Raw genomic sequence first — 20140 nt, 5'->3', positions numbered from 1 at the left:
TTATAAATGGATGCGATGAGCCGCACTCGAGACCTGTTAGGTCTCTTTTTTTTGCTTGAAAATTGTGAGAGGAGATATAACATGAAAAAATATTTTGATGTGATGTTTAAAGTGAATAAAAATAATCTTGCAACTAAAAAAGCATTTATGCAAGCTATTATTGTTTTTATTATTTTAGCTGGAAGTGTATTATTTGGAAGATTCGATCTAGGACTAACTGCTTTATTAGGATCATTTAGTAATATCTATATTATTAATGGATCATATCCTTCACGAATTAGAAAAGTTATAACTGTGTCTATAGTATTAAGTATTTGTATCATGTTAGGAACGATTACAATCACCATTCCATTTTTATATGCATTAGTTTTAGGGCTCATAGGGATGGTAGGTCATTTTGTTTTAAAAGCTTTTCAGATACCTGGACCTTCTTCTTTATTCTTTGTACTTACATATAGTGTAGCTTCTATTATGCCAATTATGCCTGAGGATTTCCTGAATAGAGGATTACTTGTTTTATGTGGTGGTATTGTTAGTACAATTGTTGTAATAGTTGATGCAATGTTTAATCATAAAAAGCCGGAAGCTGAAAGTGTATCAAATATTTATAAAAATTTAGCATTTTTAACTGAGAATTTTAGTGGGAAAAAATTTGATGATGCACGTAGTAATACTTTAAATGCGATACATCATGCAACAAATACTTTGACGACAGCTAATGCTTTTTGGAATAAAACGCATGGTTATAATAGAATGTTGCAGTTAAAAGGACGTGCTGAAGCTATATGGTCTGCTTGTTTAGAATTATCTTCACAAGGTTATGAAGTGTTACCAAAAGAAATAAGTGAAGCACTGACTTATATTCAGCTTAGAATTGCAGAAAATGAATCGACTCATTATGTACCGATTGAATATGATGGAGAGAGCTCTTACATAAAGTCATTAGCAGAATTAATTAATGATACAGTCATGATACTTAACGATAAGAATTTACAATTTGATAAACAAATTATTTATAGAAAACCGATGTACTCCAGAATTATTAAAGAAAATTTATCAAGAGATTCTTTAGTTTTAATGTCTTCTATGCAATATGGAATTATATTATTTACTTCAGTTATCATTGCATTTGGTATGGGGTTTGAAAGAGCTTATTGGATACCAATATCTTGTTGTTCTGTATTATTAGGTTCATCATCACTAACTACAATACAAAGAGCACTGCAAAGAACAGTAGGTACAATTACTGGTATGTTAGTCGCAATTTTAATTTTAGCATTCGAGCCTAATACTTGGACTATTGTCATATTAATGACGATTTTGATGGGAACAGCTGAGTTATTAATCGCATTTAATTATACAATTGCAGTCACATTTATCACGCCTAATGTTCTTTTAATGTCAGCAGCAATCACACAACATTTCGATACATATTTAGTGATGCCAAGAATTGTTGATGTAGTAATAGGTTCAGTAATAGGTTTAATTGGTGTACTGATAGTAGGAAGAAATCAAGCGTCTAAAAAATTACCTAAGACGATTAATAATACGTTAAAACTACAAGCAAGTTTGTTTCATGCAATATTTTCTTCTAATAAGTATCATCATAATATTGCAAAATCAAAAGTTATCACAGATTTACACACTGAGATCATGAATACAAAAGCAATGTACCAAGCTGCATTGAATGAAATGGATAACAAAGTTAAAAAGATTGAATATGTTTATCCGATTATATTTACAGTTGAACAATTAGCATTTACGTTAGAAAGAGCTTATGCACAAGGTAAGATTACGACGCTATCAGATCGTAACTTAGGACTTTATTTAACGACATATGAGAATATTTGTAAAAAAGTGGTCTTTAATGCAGACTATGAAAAAATTGATTTACCAGAATTAAAAGAATATACAAGCATTAGAAATGAATTAATGAAATTACAAAGTTTAAGTCATACCAAATAAAAAAAGACTTCGCAATGAAGTCTTTTTTTATTTGGTTAAACATTCTATTAAACTATTAATATGTGCTTCAGCATCTTCAATATTAATTCCACCAAATCCAAGAACAAAGTGGGGTTTCTCGTCAGTTTGTTTAAAGCGATAATGAGAGAGGGGTTTAATATCGATATTGCATGCTTCAATTCTTCTTATACATTCTTCTAAAGATAGACCATTATGAACATTTAATATAAAATGCATTCCCGTTAATTCCCCTGAAATCGAAAAGGTTTCAGGATATTTTTTTAGTTGTTCGAGTATAATATCTCTTTTAGTTCGATAAATTTTTCTCATGCGATTCAAATGTCTTTCGAAATGTCCTTCATTCATAAATCTAGCTAACATATATTGTGTATGTCTTGGAACGGTGCCACCTTCTATGTTTGTCTTTTTGTGATATAAAGCAATTAAATTTTTTGGAAGTACAGCATATGCTACACGCAACGAAGGCGAAATAGATTTAGAGAAAGTGCTGACATAGATGACGCTATCTGAATGATCTAAACTTTGTAGTGCTGGTATCGGTCTTCCACTATATCTAAACTCTGAATCATAGTCATCTTCAATAATAAAACGATTGTCTTGTTCTGAAGCCCATTTAATGAGTTGTGTTCGTCGTTTTAAGTCCATAATGACACCAGTTGGAAATTGATGACTAGGTGTAATATACACAACATCACTATCCGTCTTGATAATTTGTTCTATATCAATCCCATTTTGCGTAACTGGAATAAAGTCAAATGGGATATGTTTTCTTTTTAATAAATCTCTCACTTGTTTATATAGAGGGTCTTCTATCATATATTTAGACTCTGAAATGATATCCGTAATAATGGATAATAGCTGCTCTGTTGACGACCCAACGACAATTTGATCTGGAGAACAATTTACGCCACGACTATGAAAGACATAATAGCTGATTTCTTTTCTTAAATTAAAATCACCTTGCTTATGGCCACTATCTAATAAATCTATTTGTTGTTCATCAAATGCTTCTTTAGCGTATTTTCTAAAAAGGTCATTTGGGAAATGCGTTTTGTCTATTGCACCTAGTTTAAAGCTATATTGATACTTTTGTTCTTCTATGTAGTGGGATTCAGGGATTTTTGTTTTATAGGTTACCGGTAGATTAACGATGTCATTAATATAAAAGCCAGAACGATTTTTACTATAGATATAACCTTCATCGCAAAGTAGTTGATAAGCGTGTTCTATCGTTGTTTGACTAACCGATAAATAATGACTTAATTGCCTTTTTGAAGGTAATTTCTCGTTATATCTCATAACGTCGTTAATAATATTTTTTTTAATATTTTCATATAATTGTATGTATATAGGCGTATTAATCTTTCTATTGATGTCGAACATGAGCATTTCCATTATATTCACCTCGAAAACTGACCACTAATTATTTGATAAATCTGACTCTTTTACCAGTTCAGAATTTAGTATAACCTACTAGTAAGCGATTTAAAAGGAGGAAGTTTTTCGATGTCAAAAATTACTGGTTCAGATAAAGTTAAAAGAGGTATGGCAGAAATGCAAAAAGGTGGCGTAATCATGGATGTGGTTAATGCCGAACAAGCTAAATTAGCTGAAGAAGCAGGTGCTGTTGCTGTAATGGCATTAGAACGCGTACCATCTGATATTAGAGCAGCAGGTGGGGTAGCAAGAATGGCTGACCCACGTATTGTTGAAGAAGTTATGAATGCTGTATCTATTCCTGTTATGGCTAAAGGTAGAATTGGTCATATCACAGAAGCACGTGTATTGGAATCAATGGGCGTAGATTATATTGATGAGTCAGAAGTGTTAACACCAGCTGATGAAGAATATCATTTGAAAAAAGATGAATTTACAGTGCCATTTGTTTGTGGTTGCCGTAATTTAGGTGAGGCTGCACGTAGAATTGGCGAAGGTGCTGCAATGTTACGTACGAAAGGTGAACCAGGAACTGGTAATATAGTTGAAGCAGTTCGTCATATGAGACAAGTAAACTCAGAAGTGCGTAAATTAGTTGTGATGAGTGACGACGAAATTATGACTGAAGCTAAAAATATTGGTGCACCATATGAAATATTGAAAGAAATTAAAGATTTAGGTCGTTTACCAGTTGTAAACTTTGCAGCAGGTGGGGTTGCAACGCCAGCTGATGCTGCATTAATGATGGAATTAGGCGCTGATGGTGTATTCGTTGGATCTGGTATCTTTAAATCTGAAGCACCAGAAAAATTTGCTAAGGCAATTGTTCAAACAACTACACATTATCAAGATTATAAATTAATTGCTGAATTGTCTAAAGAATTAGGACCAGCTATGAAAGGTTTAGACATCAATCAATTATCATTAGAAGAACGTATGCAAGAGCGTGGATGGTAATATGAAGATAGGTGTCCTAGGTTTACAAGGTGCTGTAAGAGAACATATTAAGCATATTGAAAAAGCTGGCCATGAAGGTATTACAATTAAGCATGTAGAGCAATTAGATGAAATTGATGGTTTAGTCTTACCTGGTGGAGAATCAACGACTATGCGTCGTTTAATGGATTTATACGGCTTTACTGAAGCACTTAGAAATAGTTCATTACCTATGTATGGAACTTGTGCTGGGTTGATACTTTTAGCAAAAGAAGTAGTAGGTCAAGAAAGTCATTTAAATAAATTGAATGTTGTTGTTGAGAGAAATTCATTTGGTAGACAAGTAGATAGCTTTGAACAAGATTTAAATGTTAAAGGTATTGAAGAAGCGGTTAATGCAGTATTTATACGTGCACCTCATATACAATCAGCTCATGAAGGTGTTGAGGTATTATCTAAGGTTGAAGATAGAATTGTAGCTGTAAGACAAAATCAATACTTAGGTATTTCATTCCATCCGGAACTTACTGAAGACTACAAAATTATGGCGTATTTCATTGAAGAAATCGTAAAACAATATCAAACAGAACAAGTATAACAAACAAAAAAGCAGTCTACAGAACGATTATTGTTCTGTAGACTGCTTCTATTTATTATAAGAAAAATCCTGCGATTGTAGCTGATAAGAATGATACTAATGTTGCACCGTATAATAATTTAATACCGAAGCGTGCGACATTATCCCCTTGTTTATCATTTAATGATTTAACAGCACCCGCGATGATACCAATAGAACCAAAGTTTGCGAATGAAACTAAGAATACTGAAATGATACCATTTGCTCTTTCTGAAATATCTGCATCAGGTAAAATACCCATCGCAACAAATTCATTTGAAAGAACTTTAGTAGCCATAATACTACCTGATTGTACTGCATCTGCCCAAGGAACCCCTGTTAAGAAGGCAAATGGTGCAAATACAAAACCGATTAATGTTTGGAAGTCCCATGATACTGAACCGCCAGAAACGAAACTTAAAATGTTAGACGTAACACCATTTAATAGTCCGATTAATGCAACATAACCGATTAACATTGCTGCTACGATAACGGCAACTTTGAAACCATCTAAAATATATTCACCTAACATTTCGAAGAATGATTGTTTTTCTTCCGATTCTTGAATCATGATGTCGTCTTCTTTTGGATCTACTGTATATGGATTAATAATGGATGCCATAATAAATCCACCAAATAAGTTTAATACGATAGCTGTTACAACGTATCTCGGTTCAACCATCGTAAAATATGCACCAACGATTGATGCAGATATTGTAGACATAGCTGAAGCTGTTAAAGTATACATACGATGTTTAGGAATTAATGGAAGTTGTTTTTTGATAGAAATAAACACTTCTGATTGACCTAAAATTGCAGATGCGACCGCATTATATGATTCTAATTTACCCATACCATTAACTTTAGAAATGACTAAACCTAAATATTTAATGATAAGAGGTAAGATTTTAAGATATTGTAAAATACCGATAAGTGCTGATACAAACACAATTGGCATTAATACGTTAAGGAAATAAACTGAAACAGGCTTATCTGTCTTAGGATCGATATTTGCAATACCCGCAAACACGAAGTTTATCCCTTCCATAGCTTTTGCTATGATGTAGCCAAAACCACTTGAAATACCACCTATGATAGTTAATCCACCTGTTGTTTTTAATAATAAGAAAGCAAATATAAACTGGATTACGATCATTAATCCTATATACTGCCATCTAACACGCATTTTATCAGAGCTTACTAACCATGCTAGAAATAGGAATAATAAGATACCGATAATCCCGATAATATAATGCATAATTGACACACCTTTCCCTTCGTTTATACTCAATCATAACCTACTTTATATGATAACTTATTTCTTTTGAAAGCGGTATAAAATTTTTAAAATTTTTAAAGAAACAAATTAATTGAAATAATAAACAACAGAACATATAATATAGTCAAAGAAGGTCAAAAGAGGTGATGAATTAATGCACAACATGTCGGATATCATTGAGCAATACTTAAAGCAATTGCTAGAGGAGGCTCAAGGAGATGTCGTTGAAATTAAACGTGCACATATTGCTGAAAAGTTTGATTGTGTACCTTCCCAATTAAACTATGTTATAAAAACAAGATTTACAAATGAGCACGGATACGCTATTGAAAGTAAAAGAGGCGGTGGTGGTTACATTCGTATTTCAAAAGTTGAAACGAATAGTCAATCAGCATTCATTAGACATCTAATTGAATTGACAGGTGATCAAATCTCACAAGCAAATGCATTTAGAATTGTGGATGGTTTGTATGAAAATGACTTAATTACAGATAGAGAGAAAAAAATGATTGTTCAAACGCTTCATAGAGATACATTGCAAATAGAAATACCATATAGAGATATTATTCGAGCAAATATATTGAAACGTATACTTGCCGTCATACATTATAGTTAAAAAGGAGTGACAGTATGCTTTGTGAAATTTGTGGTAAAGAAGAAGCAACAATACAATTAACATCAACAGGTAAGAAACATAAAACTGAACAATGGATATGTAAAAACTGTGCTTCAGAACATTTTTATTTCCAAGATGATCAAATGAGTGATCAAAATCTTGACCAAGAATTTGTTGTGAATCAATTTCTACAATATTTAGTAGGTAAACATGGTATTAACTTTAAACAAGTTCAACCACAAGAAGAAAAGCACTGTCCTACTTGTGGCATGACTTTAACAGATATTGCTAAAGTTGGTAAGTTTGGTTGTCATGACTGCTATGAAACTTTTAAAGATGATGTACCGCAAATTATTAGAAGAGTTCAAGCGGGCAGTGGGGCGCATACAGGTAAAATACCTGTATCTTCAAGAAGTAAAATACAACTCAAACAACAAATTGCTGAAAAAGAAAAAATACTACAAGGCTTAATTGAAGAGCAAGCCTTTGAAGATGCAGCTGTTCTAAGAGATGAAATTAAAGCATTGAAAGCAGAAGGTGAGGTCGAGTAAATGGAAGAGCATATGAATGAACATATTAGCGATTGGATGAAAGAAACAGAAGATACGCCAATTGTCATGAGTTCTAGAATAAGACTTGCACGTAACCTTCAAGACGAAGTTCATCCGCTCAAATATGAAGAAGATGACGAAACAGGGAATAAAGTAATAGAAAAAGTGAGTAAAGCATTATCAGAATTGAAATTGACGAAGTTATCAGATTTAAGTGAACTTGAACAGAATAAACTCGTATTCAAGCATCTCATTAGCCCAGCACTGACAAAACAGAAATTTGGTGCAGTATTATTAAATGATGATGAATCAACAAGCGTTATGATCAACGAAGAAGATCATGTTAGAATACAAGTTATGGGTCACAACCTCGTACTAAACGAGTTGTATGAAACGGCATCTAAATTAGATGATGAGCTTGATAAACATCTAACAATTTCATATGATGAACAACACGGATTTTTAACGACTTGTCCAACAAACATTGGAACAGGATTAAGAGCGAGTGTTATGTTGCACTTACCAGGATTAAGCATTATGAAACGTATGAAGAGAATAGGACAAGCTATTAATAGATTTGGATATACTATTCGAGGTATTTATGGTGAAGGTACAGGCGCACTTGGTCATGTGTATCAAATATCCAATCAATTAACACTTGGTAAGACTGAAGAAGAAATCATTGAAGATTTAACGCAAATTGTTGAACAAATCATTAGTGAAGAAGAACAAATTAGACAACGACTTGATCGTTTTAATCATATGGAAACAAAAGACAGGGTTCATCGTGCGAAAGGTATATTGAAATCTGCACAATTAATATCTGTTGAAGAAGCTTCATTAAGGTTAAGTGAAATGAAACTGGGTATAGATTTAGGACATATCGAGAGTAATAACTTTAATTTTGATAATTTAATGGTTACAATACAAACACCATTCTTTGAAGGTAATGACTCGGAACAATCTGTAGATGAACAAAGAGCAACCTTTTTAAGAGAACATATATAAAATAGGAGGTTAGTTTATGCTATTTGGTAGATTAACAGAACGTGCGCAACGCGTATTAGCGCATGCACAAGAAGAAGCAATGAGATTGAATCATTCAAATATAGGTACGGAACATTTATTATTAGGTTTAATGAAAGAACCTGAAGGCATAGCAGCTAAAGTGCTAGATGCTTTTGGTATTACTGAAGAAAAAGTAACAAAAGAAGTTGAAAATTTAATTGGCCAAGGTCAAGAACAAGTTGGTGCGATTCATTACACACCAAGAGCTAAAAAAGTGATTGAACTTTCAATGGATGAAGCGAGAAAGTTAAACCATACATTTGTTGGAACAGAACATCTATTATTAGGATTAATTCGTGAGAACGAAGGTGTGGCAGCACGTGTATTTGCCAATTTAGATTTGAATATCACTAAAGCAAGAGCACAAGTCGTTAAATCATTAGGCAGTCCAGAGCAAGGTTCAAAAAATGCTCAAACGACTAAAAATCAAGCAACACCAACTTTAGATGGATTAGCAAGAGACTTAACAGTCATTGCGCAAGATGGTACGTTAGATCCAGTAGTTGGTCGTTCAGATGAAATTACGCGTGTCATTGAAGTGTTAAGTAGAAGAACTAAAAACAATCCAGTATTAATCGGTGAACCAGGTGTTGGTAAAACGGCTATCGTTGAAGGATTAGCACAAGCAATCGTACAAAACGAAGTACCAGAAACATTAAAAGGTAAACGCGTTATGTCATTAGACATGGGTACTGTTGTAGCAGGTACTAAATATCGTGGTGAATTTGAAGAAAGACTTAAAAAAGTAATGGAAGAAATTCATCAAGCAGGCAATATCGTGTTATTCATCGATGAGTTACACACACTTATTGGTGCGGGTGGAGCAGAAGGTGCTATCGATGCATCAAACATCTTGAAACCAGCATTGGCTCGTGGTGAACTACAATGTATCGGTGCAACTACATTAGATGAATACCGTAAATATATTGAAAAAGATGCAGCATTAGAACGTCGTTTCCAACCTGTAACAGTTGATGAACCAAATACTGAAGATTCAATTGCGATTTTAAAAGGTTTGAGAGATCGTTACGAAGCGCATCACCGTATTAATATTTCAGATGAAGCGATTGAAGCGGCAGTTAATATGAGTGACCGTTACATTTCAGATAGATTCCTACCTGATAAAGCAATCGACTTAATCGATGAAGCAAGTTCTAAAGTAAGACTTAGAAACTATACAACACCTCCAAGTCTTAAAGAACTTGAATCAGAATTAGAAACAGTTAAGAAAGAAAAAGATGCTGCCGTACATTCTCAAGAGTTTGAAAATGCAGCTAATTTAAGAGATAAACAAACTAAACTTGAAAAACAATTAGAAGATACTAAAAACGAATGGAAAAAAGCTCAAGGTGAGAAAAACACATGTGTAACTGCTGAAGATATCGCAGTCGTTGTCGCAAATTGGACAGGTATTCCAATTACGAAATTAAACGAAACTGAGTCAGAACGATTACTAAACTTAGAAACTATCTTACATGAACGTGTAATCGGTCAAAACGATGCAGTTAAATCTATTTCTAAAGCGGTAAGACGTGCTCGTGCTGGTCTTAAAGATCCTAAGAGACCAATTGGTAGCTTTATATTCTTAGGACCAACAGGTGTTGGTAAAACTGAACTTGCACGTACATTAGCTGATGCGATGTTCGGTGAAGAAGATGCAATGATAAGAGTGGACATGAGTGAGTTTATGGAGAAACACTCTGTCAGTCGTTTAGTAGGTTCTCCTCCAGGTTATGTAGGTCATGATGATGGTGGACAATTAACTGAAAATGTAAGACGTAAACCATATTCAGTTATCCTATTTGACGAAATTGAAAAAGCACATCCAGATGTATTTAATATCTTGTTACAAGTGTTAGATGATGGTCACTTAACAGATTCTAAAGGTCGTAAAGTAGACTTTAGAAACACTGTTATTATCATGACATCAAACGTTGGTGCACAAGAATTACAAAATGCTAAATTTGTTGGATTCGGTGCTAAAGAAAGTGGACCGGATTACGAAACTATCAGAAAAACTATGATGGATGAATTAAAACAACAATTTAGACCAGAATTCTTAAACCGTGTAGATGATATTATTGTCTTCCACAAACTTGAAAAAACACATCTTAAAGAAATTGTGAATAAAATGGCTGGTAACTTAACGAAACGATTATCAGAACAAGGTATTCACATTACGCTTTCAGATTCAGCACAAGAAAAAATTGCTGATGAAGGATTCGATCCAGAATATGGTGCAAGACCATTAACACGTGCTATTCAAAAACACGTCGAAGATAATTTAAGTGAATTAATCTTATCTGGACAAGATTTAGTAGGTAAAGATGTCATTGTAGATTATAGAGATGATGAATTTAAATTTGATTTATCAGATCATAAAGAAGATAAAGAAGCAGAAGAAACTTCAAAAGCTTAAAAATCAACAATGTTAATTTAATATTATAATAAGTCCGCAAGCTATTTATCATAATAGTTTGCGGGCTTTTATATTGATTTTAAAGTATATTAATTTGTTTTTAATGTCAGTCAAGTTTAAAATATAACTATTCAATTAATACGGAGGTAACATGAATGGCCAAAAAGAAAGTAATATTTGAGTGTTTAGCCTGCGGATATCAATCTCCAAAATGGATGGGGAAATGCCCTAATTGTGGTGCATGGAACCAAATGGAAGAATCAATAGAACATAAAGAAACTAAAGGTCCTAAAAATACATTCAAGTCAGATGTACCCGCACAAAAAATAGAAAAATTAAAAGACGTTAAAGAAGAAGATACACCTAGAATTAAGACTAAAATCAATGAATTTAATCGTGTATTAGGTGGCGGTGTTGTAGAAGGTTCGCTTGTACTTATTGGTGGTGACCCTGGTATTGGTAAATCCACATTATTATTACAAATTTGTGCGGCTTTATCTCAACAAAAAAATGTCTTGTATGTTTCAGGTGAAGAATCTGTAAGACAAACGAAATTAAGAGCTGAAAGATTAGTTGAAGATTCAGGAGAATTAAATGTTTATGCTGAAACGAATTTAGAGATTATACATAGTATGGTTCAAAAAGAAAAACCAGATGTATTAGTTATAGATTCCATTCAAACTGTCTTCCACCCTGAAGTTACTTCTGCTCCAGGTTCTGTTTCTCAAGTTAGAGAATGTACACAAAATTTAATGCATATCGCAAAACAAATGAACATTGCTACATTTATTGTAGGACATGTAACGAAAGATGGACAAATTGCTGGGCCACGTTTGTTAGAACATATGGTTGATACAGTATTATATTTTGAAGGCGATACACATCATGCATACAGAATATTAAGAGCAGTTAAAAACCGTTTTGGTTCGACAAATGAAATGGGTATTTTTGAAATGAAGCAAACGGGTCTTAATGAAGTTAAAAATCCGTCTGAAATGTTCTTAGAAGAAAGAACGAAACATGTATCGGGTTCGACTATTGTGGCAACTATGGAAGGTACGAGACCTATTTTAGTTGAAGTACAAGCTTTAGTAACACCAACGACTTTTCATAATCCACGAAGAATGGCAACAGGTATTGATCACAATAGATTAAGCTTATTGATGGCTGTATTAGAGAAGAAAGAGAATTTCTTATTACAACAACAAGACGCATATATCAAAATTGCCGGTGGTGTAAAATTAAGTGAACCCGCTGTAGATTTAAGCATTGTTATCGCGATAGCTTCAAGTTTCCAAGATAAACCTACTAAAGGTGATGATTGTTTCGTGGGTGAGGTTGGCTTAACAGGTGAAGTAAGAAGGGTTGCTAGAATTGATCAACGTGTACAAGAAGCGGCTAAATTAGGATTTAAACGTATTATCATACCTAAAAATAATATTAAAGGTTTAGAATTCCCGGAAGGTACAGAAGTTATTGGCGTATCAACAACAAGAGAAGCATTGAAAATTGCTTTTAATGCATAATTAACCATTAGGAGGTTAACGTATGAAAATTTTAAAAGGACTAATCATACTGTGTTATTTAGTCATAGGTTCCTCACTAGGCATTATGGTGATTCCAGAACTGATTAATGCGTTTAGTATCCAACCCGAACAAGTACTCACAAATCCATATATCGATGGTCTTATAGGTGCGGTTGTTATTTTCCTATTGTTTGGGTTTTTGATTGATAAAATTGTAGACATGGCTGATCAAGGAGAAAAATACTTATTAAAAAGGAGTATTCTTGAAATATTCTTCGCTACTATTGGTGTCATGATAGGCTTAATGATCGCGGTTATGGTTTCGTTTATATTAGAAATGATCGGTGCACCAGTTCTGAAACATATTTTACCTATTATTATTGCTGCTTTTTTATGTTATTTAGGCTTTCAGATTGGTTTGCAAAAACGAGAAGAAATATTACGATTATTTCCAGAAAGTATATCAAATTCTTTAACGAGACAAACAACTTCGAAATACGCCAAAATTTTAGATACAAGTGCCATTATTGACGGGAGAATATTAGACGTCGTGAAGTGTCATTTTATAGATGGAGAAATCCTTGTACCTCAAGGTGTTATTGAAGAGTTACAAGTCATCGCGGATGCGAAAGACAGTGTTAAACGTGATAAAGGACAACGTGGGTTAGATATATTAAATGAATTGAAGAAAACAGATTTCTCGATTTCAATCATTGAACCAACGTCTACACATAAAGATGTAGATGCGCTTTTAATCAAATTAGCTAAACGATATCAAGCAAGTATCATTACAACAGATTATAATTTGAATAAAGTATGTGCTGTACAAGGCATAAAAGTTCTAAATGTAAATGATTTATCTGAAGCGATTAAACCAGTACTACACCAAGGGGATATTTTCGATTTATTAATTACGAAAATAGGAAAAGAAGATGATCAAGGTGTTGGTTATCTTGATGATGGTACAATGGTTGTCATTGAAAAAGGACGAGAATATATAGGAAAGACAATTCCTGTTGAAGTGATGAGTTTGCTACAAACTTCATCTGGTAGAATTATATTTGCGAAGAAGGTGTCATAAATTGGGGTTTACGACAATCATTCCTGCAGCTGGACAAGGTAAAAGGATGGGAACTGAAATTAACAAATTATTTCTAGAAATTAATGGTGAAACAATTATTCGTCAAACTGTTGCTGTGTTTCAAGAAATAGATTCATGTGAACAGATTTTTATTGCTGCGCATCCAGACGAAGTTGAATTAATGGAAGAACATTTAAAAGATTTTAGTAAAGTTGCTGGTATCATTCCAGGTGGTCAAGAAAGACAACATAGCATTAATGAAGTCTTGAAAGTATTGATTGATACTGAAGTTGTGATGGTTCATGATGGTGCGAGACCATTTATTACACAAGAAAAAATCGACCAATTATATCAAGATGCCCTAACAAAAGATGCTGTGATTTTAGCAGTTCAAGCTAAGGATACAATAAAGCAAGTTATAAATGGTGTTGTTGAACACACTTACGATCGCTCAACGATGTGGCAAGTTCAAACACCTCAAGCGTTTAAAAGAGACATTATCTTAAAAGCTTATGAACAAGCAGAAGCACAAAATTACTTAGGTACGGATGATGCTTCGTTAGTAGAGAGAGCAGGGTATAAAGTACACATATCAAATGGTGATTACGACAATATCAAAATTACAACCCACGAAGATTTAATAATTGCACATTCTATACTAGAAAAGCGAGGTATTTGCGATGTTTAGAATAGGTTACGGTTATGATGTGCATGAATTTGATCCGACAAGACCATTGATCATTGGTGGTCTTGAGATTGAACATACACATGGTTTAAAAGGTCACAGTGATGCAGATGTGTTGCTCCATGCAATTACGGATGCTATTCTAGGTGCTGCAAGTCTAGGAGATATAGGGAAACTATTCCCAGATACAGACCCAGCTTTTAAAGATGAAGATTCAAAGTTATTGCTTAAAGAAGCTTATGAACAAGTTTTGAAAAAAGGATATAAACTTGGGAATGTAGATGCTACAATTGTAGCGGAACAACCTAAATTCAGACCTTATATAGATCAAATGAGAAGTCTAATTGCTTCAGTATTAGAAGTGTCTATCGAAGATATAAACGTAAAAGCAACAACGAATGAAAAATTAGGATTTCTAGGAAGAGAAGAAGGCATACAAGCACAAGCTGTGGTATTATTAACAAGTAAAGAATAAAACAGGAGTGAGACGATGAGTAACAAAGTAAGAGTAAGATACGCGCCAAGTCCGACTGGTTACTTACACATCGGTAACGCAAGAACCGCATTATTTAACTATTTATTTGCGAAACATTATAATGGGGACTTTGTTATACGTATTGAAGATACAGATATAGCCAGAAATTTAGAAGATGGAGAAGCATCGCAATTTTCTAACCTTGAATGGTTAGGTTTAGATTGGGATGAGTCTGTTAATAAAGACGGAGGATACGGTCCATATCGTCAATCTGAACGTGGCGACATTTATAAGCCATTAATTGAAAAATTATTAGCTGAAGATAAAGCATATAAATGTTATATGACTTCAGAAGAATTAGAAGCAGAACGCGAAGAGCAAATTGCAAGAGGTGAAATGCCTCGTTATGGTGGTAAACACGCACACTTAACAAAAGAAGAACAAGAAGCATTTGAAGCAGAAGGTAGACAACCAAGTATTCGCTTTAGAGTGCCACAAAATAAAGAATATAAATTCGATGACATCGTAAAAGGTGAAGTATCATTTGATTCGAATGGTATCGGTGACTGGGTAATCGTTAAAAAAGATGGCATCCCAACTTATAACTTTGCAGTTGCGATTGATGATTACTACATGGAAATTTCACACGTTATTCGTGGTGATGATCATATTTCAAACACACCTAAGCAACTTATGATTTATGAAGCATTTGGATTTGAGCCTCCACAGTTTGCGCATATGACATTAATCGTTAATGAAGAGCGTAAAAAATTAAGTAAACGTGATGGTCAAATTCTCCAGTTTATAGAACAATATAAAGATTTAGGTTATTTACCTGAAGCAATCTTTAACTTTATTGGTTTATTAGGCTGGTCTCCTGAAGGCGAAGAAGAAATCTTCTCTAAAGAAGAATTTATTAAAATCTTCGATGAAAAACGTCTTTCTAAATCACCAGCATTCTTTGATAAGAAAAAATTAGAATGGATTAATAACCAATATATGAAAGAAAAAGATTCTGAAACAGTCTTTGAAATGACAATTCCACATATGGTTAAAGCAGGTCTATTACCTGAAAGTCCATCTGAAGCTGAATTATCTTGGGCAAGAGACTTAGTAGGTTTATATCAACAACAAATGAGTTATGCAGGAGAAATTGTTCCTTTATCTGAGTTATTCTTCAGAGAACATCTTGATTTCAGTGATGAAGCACAAGAAGTCTTAGATGGCGAACAAGTTCCAACTGTTATGGCTGAACTTGTTAAACAACTTGAAACTTTAGAGCCATTTGAACCAGCAGAAATTAAAAAATCAATTAAAGCTGTACAAAAAGAAACAGGCATCAAAGGTAAACAATTATTTATGCCTATACGTGTTGCTGTTTCAGGTCAAACTCATGGCCCTGAATTACCTAATACAATTGCGTTATTAGGTCGAGATAAAGTACTTAACAGATTAAAACGTTTTGTTTGATTTTTTTAGAACGAGAAATTATTATATAAATGACTTGAAGGACAAGTAGATGAGTTAATGTGAAATTAGAGAGTACATGGTTGCTGAAAATGTGCCACATTACTTAAACGAATGCACCTTTATTACAACTATGATGATGTTAATATTTAAAAGAGTGAGCATTTTTAAATGCTAAAAAGAGTGGAACCGTGCAAAAAGGCACCTCTAGCAATTATTGTTAGGGGAGCCTTTTTGTTATCTGAGGGGGGATTTAAATGTTTAAACGAGTCAAAGATGATATTCAAATGGTATTCGATCAAGACCCTGCAGCAAGATCTTCATTTGAAGTCGTTATGACTTACTCAGGACTACATGCTATATGGAGTTATTTGATTGCTAATTGGTTCTTTAAGAAAAAAATGTACTTTATAGCAAGATCTATATCCCAAATTGCACGATTTTTCACAGGAGTTGAAATTCATCCAGGTGCTACAATCGGCAAGAGGCTATTCATCGACCATGGCATGGGTATTGTAATAGGTGAAACATGTCGTATCGGCAATAATGTAACGATCTACCAAGGTGTAACACTTGGTGGGACAGGTAAAGAACGAGGCAAAAGACATCCAGACATAGGTGATAATGTACTGATAGCTGCTGGTGCCAAAGTATTAGGTAATATTGAAGTCGGCAACAATGTAAATATTGGCGCGAACTCAGTCGTACTCAAAGATGTACCAGATTATTCTACAGTAGTTGGTATTCCAGGTAGAATTGTTAAACAAGATGGCTTGAAAATTGGTAAGAACTTTAATCATACAAATTTACCAGACCCAATATATGAACAATTAAAAGAATTAGAACGTCAACTTGAAAAGACGAAGAATGGAGAGATTGTTGATGATTACGTTATATAATACGTTAACAAGACAAAAAGAAGAATTTATTCCTATCGAAGAAGGAAAAGTAAAAATGTATGTATGTGGACCGACAGTGTACAACTACATTCATATTGGTAATGCAAGAGCAACAGTAGCATTTGATGTCGTAAGAAGATATTTAGAATACCGTGGCTACGATGTACAATATGTATCTAACTTTACAGATGTTGATGACAAATTGATCAAAGCTGCAAATGAATTAGGTGAAACAGTTCCGGAAATTGCGGATCGTTTTATTGAAGCATTCTACAAAGATACAGGTGCTTTAAATTGTAAACGTGGAACAGCGAACCCAAGAGTAATGGATCACATGGATGATATTATTGCTTTTATAGCTGTATTAGTCGAAAAAGGCTATGCGTATGAAAGTGGTGGTGACGTTTATTATCGTACAAGACGTTTTGATGATTACGGTAAGTTGAGCCACCAATCATTAGATGACTTAAAAGTTGGCGCTAGAATAGAATCAGGTGAACAAAAAGAAGATGCACTAGACTTCACTTTATGGAAAAAAGCTAAACCAGGTGAAATTAAGTGGGATAGCCCATGGGGAGAAGGTAGACCAGGTTGGCACATCGAGTGTTCTGTAATGGCACAAGTACATTTAGGCGATACGATTGATATCCATGCTGGTGGAACAGATTTACAATTCCCTCACCACGAAAATGAAATTGCTCAATCAGAAGCACACAATGATAAGACATTCGCGAATTATTGGATGCACAACGGTTTTGTAAATATTAACAATGAAAAAATGAGTAAATCATTAGGTAACTTTATTTTAGTTCATGACATCATAAAAGAAATTGACCCTGATGTATTAAGATTCTTTATGGTAGGTGCGCACTATAGAAATCCAATAAACTATGATTTAGAACTTGTACAAGCAGCTAATAGAGGTTTAGAAAGAATTAGAAACAGTTATCAATCATTAGTTGATAGATCACAACATGCTGTATTAGAAGAAGATGAAACAGAACAACATATCGAACGTATTAATGAAATATTAAATGACTTTGAAACATCTATGGATGATGATTTCAATACAGCTAATGCAATGACTGCATGGTATGACTTGAATAAATTAGCTAATAAATATTTACTTGAAAATACAACTTCTACAAAAACAATTAATCGTTTCAAAGAAGTGTATGAAATCTTTAGTGAAGTTCTCGGTGTACCATTAGTAGGTAAGCAACAAAATGAATTACTTGATGAAGAAATTGAAGCATTAATTGAAGAACGTAATGAAGCAAGAAAAGCTAAGAACTTCCAGAGAGCGGACGAAATTAGAGATGCACTAAAAGAACAAAATATTATTCTTGAAGACACAGCTCAAGGTGTGAGGTTTAGACGTGGATAAATTAACAATTAAAATGTTAAATCCGTTATCCTTAGCTTATATGGGTGATTCGATATTAGATACGTATGTCAGAAAGCATATTATCCTTAAAATAAAAGGTAAACCTAATCGATTACATCAATTGTCTAAACAATATGTTTCTGCAAAGGGACAAGCTTATGCACTTAATATTTTGATGGAAAATGAATTTTTTACAGAAGAAGAATTAGAAATTATACAACGAGGTCGTAACGCAAAAAGTTATACGAAAGCGAAGAATACGGATATACAAACGTATAGAAAAAGTTCAGCGATTGAAGCGGTCATTGGTTATTTATTCTTAATAGATGAAACAGAACGCTTAGAAGAACTCGTTAATAAAATGATTGAAATAACAGAAGAAAGGGTGGGAGCCAATGGATGAATCGATTATAGTTGGTAGACATGCGGTCAAAGAAGCGATAACTTCAGGTCATACGATTAATAAAGTATTAATTCAAGAAGGTATCAACAAGAAACAAATTGGTGAAATTTTGAAAATTGCAAAATCTGAAAAAATAGTCGTCCAAACTGTACCTAAATCAAAAATTGACTATTTAACAGATGTTCCACATCAAGGTATCGCTGCTCAAATTGCGCCATATCCATATAAAGAATTAGAAGATTTCATTTCAGAAACTAAAGATATTGACCATGTACCTTGTTTATTGATGTTAGATGGTTTAGAAGATCCCCATAATTTAGGTTCTATTATGAGAACAGCTGATGCAATAGGTATTGATGGCATTATTATTCCGAAGAGAAGGTCTGTACAGTTAAATGCAACAGTAGCAAAAGCTTCAACCGGTGCCATTCAACATGTTCCAGTTATTCGTGTGACGAATTTACCGCAAACAATTGAAAGACTTCAAGAAGTAGGGTATTGGGTCGCGGGTACAGATGCAAAGAATGCGACTGATTATAGACAAATGGATGCTGGAATGCCACTTGTTATCGTTATAGGCAGCGAAGGCGAAGGTATGAGTCGACTAGTGAAAGATAAGTGTGATTTTTATATTAAATTACCAATGGTTGGACACGTTAATAGCTTAAATGCTTCTGTTGCAGCGAGTCTGCTTATGTATGAAGTATATAGAAAAAGGCATCCAATAGGACAATCATAATGAAAGATATCTATTTAATTATTGATGGCTATAACTTAATAGGACAATCAAACGAATTGTCTTCCATTGCTCAAGTTTCTTTAGAAGAAGCGAGAGATAAATTGTTAATCACACTTATCAATTATAATACCCAACATGATGGCGAAATGATTGTTGTTTTTGATGCTTATGGTGTAGAAGGTACTGAATCAGTAGAATTTAAGCACGGTGTGAAAGTTGTTTATACGAAAGGAAAAGAAACAGCAGATAGTTATATCGAAAGATTAACGTATGAATTATATCGAAAGCATATTACGCATATTACAGTAGTCACAAGTGATATGAGTGAACAACATGCTATTTTTGGTTCTGGTGCGTATAGAATCTCATCTAGAGAAATGTGGTCAACAATTGCAAATCAAGAATCTGTTGTGACAAAGCACCTCTCAGAAATTAAAACTAAGACACCTAGAAATAGATTGAACTTGCCAGATGAAGTATTACAGCAATTTGAAAAATGGAGAAGAAATAATCGATAAATATGATTTTTTGGAGTTTGATTTATAAGCAATGCGCTCTGTAAAATATGCT

General features: G+C 33.7%; 19 protein-coding genes. 17 read left to right on the top strand and 2 right to left on the bottom strand.

Features of this window, described 5'->3' with window-relative positions:
* Positions 1–81 precede the first annotated feature (81 nt).
* Complete coding sequence (locus CD035_RS06830) at positions 82–1965, top strand: FUSC family protein (RefSeq protein ID WP_103354203.1); 1884 nt, start codon at positions 82–84, stop codon at positions 1963–1965.
* 27 nt (positions 1966–1992) lie between these two features.
* Here the strand turns inward: CD035_RS06830 and pdxR are convergent, their stop codons facing one another.
* Entirely contained in the window at positions 1993–3381 is a 1389-nt protein-coding gene (gene pdxR, locus CD035_RS06825; RefSeq protein WP_048541327.1) for a MocR-like pyridoxine biosynthesis transcription factor PdxR, read from the bottom strand.
* A gap of 111 nt (positions 3382–3492) precedes the next feature.
* On the opposite strand from pdxR, the gene pdxS reads away from it, so the two are divergent.
* The gene (gene pdxS, locus CD035_RS06820; protein ID WP_048541329.1) at positions 3493–4380 is read left to right on the top strand and encodes a pyridoxal 5'-phosphate synthase lyase subunit PdxS; all 888 of its coding nucleotides are present in this window, start codon (positions 3493–3495) and stop codon (positions 4378–4380) included.
* Between the two features lies 1 nt (position 4381).
* Complete coding sequence (gene pdxT, locus CD035_RS06815) at positions 4382–4957, top strand: pyridoxal 5'-phosphate synthase glutaminase subunit PdxT (protein ID WP_048541331.1); 576 nt, start codon at positions 4382–4384, stop codon at positions 4955–4957.
* A 55-nt stretch (positions 4958–5012) separates the two neighbouring features.
* Here pdxT and CD035_RS06810 read toward each other — a convergent pair whose 3' ends face one another.
* The gene (locus CD035_RS06810) at positions 5013–6233 is read right to left on the bottom strand and encodes a NupC/NupG family nucleoside CNT transporter (protein WP_025904840.1); all 1221 of its coding nucleotides are present in this window, start codon (positions 6231–6233) and stop codon (positions 5013–5015) included.
* 175 nt (positions 6234–6408) lie between these two features.
* Here CD035_RS06810 and CD035_RS06805 point away from each other — a divergent pair, with 175 nt between their 5' ends.
* The 14 genes from CD035_RS06805 to CD035_RS06740 all read left to right on the top strand — a co-directional run bounded on the left by CD035_RS06805 (position 6409) and on the right by CD035_RS06740 (position 20088).
* The gene (locus CD035_RS06805) at positions 6409–6870 is read left to right on the top strand and encodes a CtsR family transcriptional regulator (RefSeq protein ID WP_025904841.1); all 462 of its coding nucleotides are present in this window, start codon (positions 6409–6411) and stop codon (positions 6868–6870) included.
* 14 nt (positions 6871–6884) lie between these two features.
* Entirely contained in the window at positions 6885–7421 is a 537-nt protein-coding gene (locus CD035_RS06800; RefSeq protein ID WP_048541333.1) for a UvrB/UvrC motif-containing protein, read from the top strand.
* A complete protein-coding gene (locus CD035_RS06795) occupies positions 7422–8429 on the top strand; it encodes a protein arginine kinase (RefSeq protein ID WP_048541334.1) in 1008 nt (335 codons plus the stop codon).
* A 16-nt stretch (positions 8430–8445) separates the two neighbouring features.
* Positions 8446–10908: an ATP-dependent Clp protease ATP-binding subunit gene (locus CD035_RS06790; RefSeq protein WP_025904844.1), complete on the top strand. Its 2463-nt coding sequence runs from the start codon at positions 8446–8448 to the stop codon at positions 10906–10908.
* A gap of 155 nt (positions 10909–11063) precedes the next feature.
* Positions 11064–12434: a DNA repair protein RadA gene (gene radA / locus CD035_RS06785; protein WP_025904845.1), complete on the top strand. Its 1371-nt coding sequence runs from the start codon at positions 11064–11066 to the stop codon at positions 12432–12434.
* A 22-nt stretch (positions 12435–12456) separates the two neighbouring features.
* Positions 12457–13515 (top strand): PIN/TRAM domain-containing protein, encoded by a 1059-nt coding sequence (locus CD035_RS06780; protein WP_048541336.1) that lies wholly within the window; start codon positions 12457–12459, stop codon positions 13513–13515.
* 1 nt (position 13516) lies between these two features.
* Positions 13517–14203 carry a 2-C-methyl-D-erythritol 4-phosphate cytidylyltransferase gene (ispD, locus tag CD035_RS06775; protein WP_048541338.1) on the top strand — a complete coding sequence of 229 codons (687 nt, stop codon included), beginning with the start codon at positions 13517–13519 and terminating at the stop codon, positions 14201–14203.
* Positions 14196–14675, top strand: a complete 480-nt coding sequence (gene ispF, locus CD035_RS06770; RefSeq protein ID WP_048541339.1) for a 2-C-methyl-D-erythritol 2,4-cyclodiphosphate synthase — start codon at positions 14196–14198, stop codon at positions 14673–14675. The genes ispD and ispF overlap by 8 nt, the downstream gene beginning before the upstream one ends.
* A 15-nt stretch (positions 14676–14690) precedes the next feature.
* On the top strand, positions 14691–16145 hold the full coding sequence (gltX, locus tag CD035_RS06765) for a glutamate--tRNA ligase (protein WP_048541341.1): 1455 nt from the start codon (positions 14691–14693) through the stop codon (positions 16143–16145).
* 254 nt (positions 16146–16399) lie between these two features.
* Positions 16400–17041 carry a serine O-acetyltransferase gene (gene cysE / locus CD035_RS06760; RefSeq protein ID WP_025904850.1) on the top strand — a complete coding sequence of 214 codons (642 nt, stop codon included), beginning with the start codon at positions 16400–16402 and terminating at the stop codon, positions 17039–17041.
* Positions 17025–18428 carry a cysteine--tRNA ligase gene (gene cysS / locus CD035_RS06755; protein WP_048541342.1) on the top strand — a complete coding sequence of 468 codons (1404 nt, stop codon included), beginning with the start codon at positions 17025–17027 and terminating at the stop codon, positions 18426–18428. Before cysE ends, cysS begins: the two co-directional genes overlap by 17 nt.
* 13 nt (positions 18429–18441) lie before the next feature.
* Positions 18442–18831, top strand: a complete 390-nt coding sequence (locus CD035_RS06750) for a Mini-ribonuclease 3 (protein WP_037589958.1) — start codon at positions 18442–18444, stop codon at positions 18829–18831.
* On the top strand, positions 18824–19570 hold the full coding sequence (rlmB, locus tag CD035_RS06745; protein WP_048541344.1) for a 23S rRNA (guanosine(2251)-2'-O)-methyltransferase RlmB: 747 nt from the start codon (positions 18824–18826) through the stop codon (positions 19568–19570). The genes CD035_RS06750 and rlmB overlap by 8 nt, the downstream gene beginning before the upstream one ends.
* Entirely contained in the window at positions 19570–20088 is a 519-nt protein-coding gene (locus tag CD035_RS06740; RefSeq protein WP_025904854.1) for an NYN domain-containing protein, read from the top strand. Before rlmB ends, CD035_RS06740 begins: the two co-directional genes overlap by 1 nt.
* Positions 20089–20140: the final 52 nt, after the last annotated feature.

This window comes from Mammaliicoccus sciuri, assembly GCF_002901825.1.
In the GTDB taxonomy this organism is placed as follows: domain Bacteria; phylum Bacillota; class Bacilli; order Staphylococcales; family Staphylococcaceae; genus Mammaliicoccus; species Mammaliicoccus sciuri.
The sequence above is the reverse complement of the archived record's forward strand: the minus strand, read 5'-3'. Positions and strand labels throughout refer to the sequence as shown.

Excerpts from the sequence above, each read along its gene's own strand:
- cysS (WP_048541342.1), top strand. The coding sequence starts at position 17,025 with ATGATTACGTTATATAATACGTTAACAAGACAAAAAGAAGAATTTATT.
- CD035_RS06780 (WP_048541336.1), top strand. The coding sequence starts at position 12,457 with ATGAAAATTTTAAAAGGACTAATCATACTGTGTTATTTAGTCATAGGT.
- CD035_RS06740 (WP_025904854.1), top strand. The coding sequence starts at position 19,570 with ATGAAAGATATCTATTTAATTATTGATGGCTATAACTTAATAGGACAA.
- pdxS (WP_048541329.1), top strand. The coding sequence starts at position 3,493 with ATGTCAAAAATTACTGGTTCAGATAAAGTTAAAAGAGGTATGGCAGAA.
- gltX (WP_048541341.1), top strand. The coding sequence starts at position 14,691 with ATGAGTAACAAAGTAAGAGTAAGATACGCGCCAAGTCCGACTGGTTAC.
- CD035_RS06805 (WP_025904841.1), top strand. The coding sequence starts at position 6,409 with ATGCACAACATGTCGGATATCATTGAGCAATACTTAAAGCAATTGCTA.
- CD035_RS06800 (WP_048541333.1), top strand. The coding sequence starts at position 6,885 with ATGCTTTGTGAAATTTGTGGTAAAGAAGAAGCAACAATACAATTAACA.
- CD035_RS06750 (WP_037589958.1), top strand. The coding sequence starts at position 18,442 with ATGTTAAATCCGTTATCCTTAGCTTATATGGGTGATTCGATATTAGAT.
- CD035_RS06790 (WP_025904844.1), top strand. The coding sequence starts at position 8,446 with ATGCTATTTGGTAGATTAACAGAACGTGCGCAACGCGTATTAGCGCAT.
- pdxT (WP_048541331.1), top strand. The coding sequence starts at position 4,382 with ATGAAGATAGGTGTCCTAGGTTTACAAGGTGCTGTAAGAGAACATATT.
- pdxR (WP_048541327.1), bottom strand. The coding sequence starts at position 3,381 with ATGGAAATGCTCATGTTCGACATCAATAGAAAGATTAATACGCCTATA.
- radA (WP_025904845.1), top strand. The coding sequence starts at position 11,064 with ATGGCCAAAAAGAAAGTAATATTTGAGTGTTTAGCCTGCGGATATCAA.
- cysE (WP_025904850.1), top strand. The coding sequence starts at position 16,400 with ATGTTTAAACGAGTCAAAGATGATATTCAAATGGTATTCGATCAAGAC.
- CD035_RS06830 (WP_103354203.1), top strand. The coding sequence starts at position 82 with ATGAAAAAATATTTTGATGTGATGTTTAAAGTGAATAAAAATAATCTT.
- CD035_RS06810 (WP_025904840.1), bottom strand. The coding sequence starts at position 6,233 with ATGCATTATATTATCGGGATTATCGGTATCTTATTATTCCTATTTCTA.
- CD035_RS06795 (WP_048541334.1), top strand. The coding sequence starts at position 7,422 with ATGGAAGAGCATATGAATGAACATATTAGCGATTGGATGAAAGAAACA.
- rlmB (WP_048541344.1), top strand. The coding sequence starts at position 18,824 with ATGGATGAATCGATTATAGTTGGTAGACATGCGGTCAAAGAAGCGATA.
- ispF (WP_048541339.1), top strand. The coding sequence starts at position 14,196 with ATGTTTAGAATAGGTTACGGTTATGATGTGCATGAATTTGATCCGACA.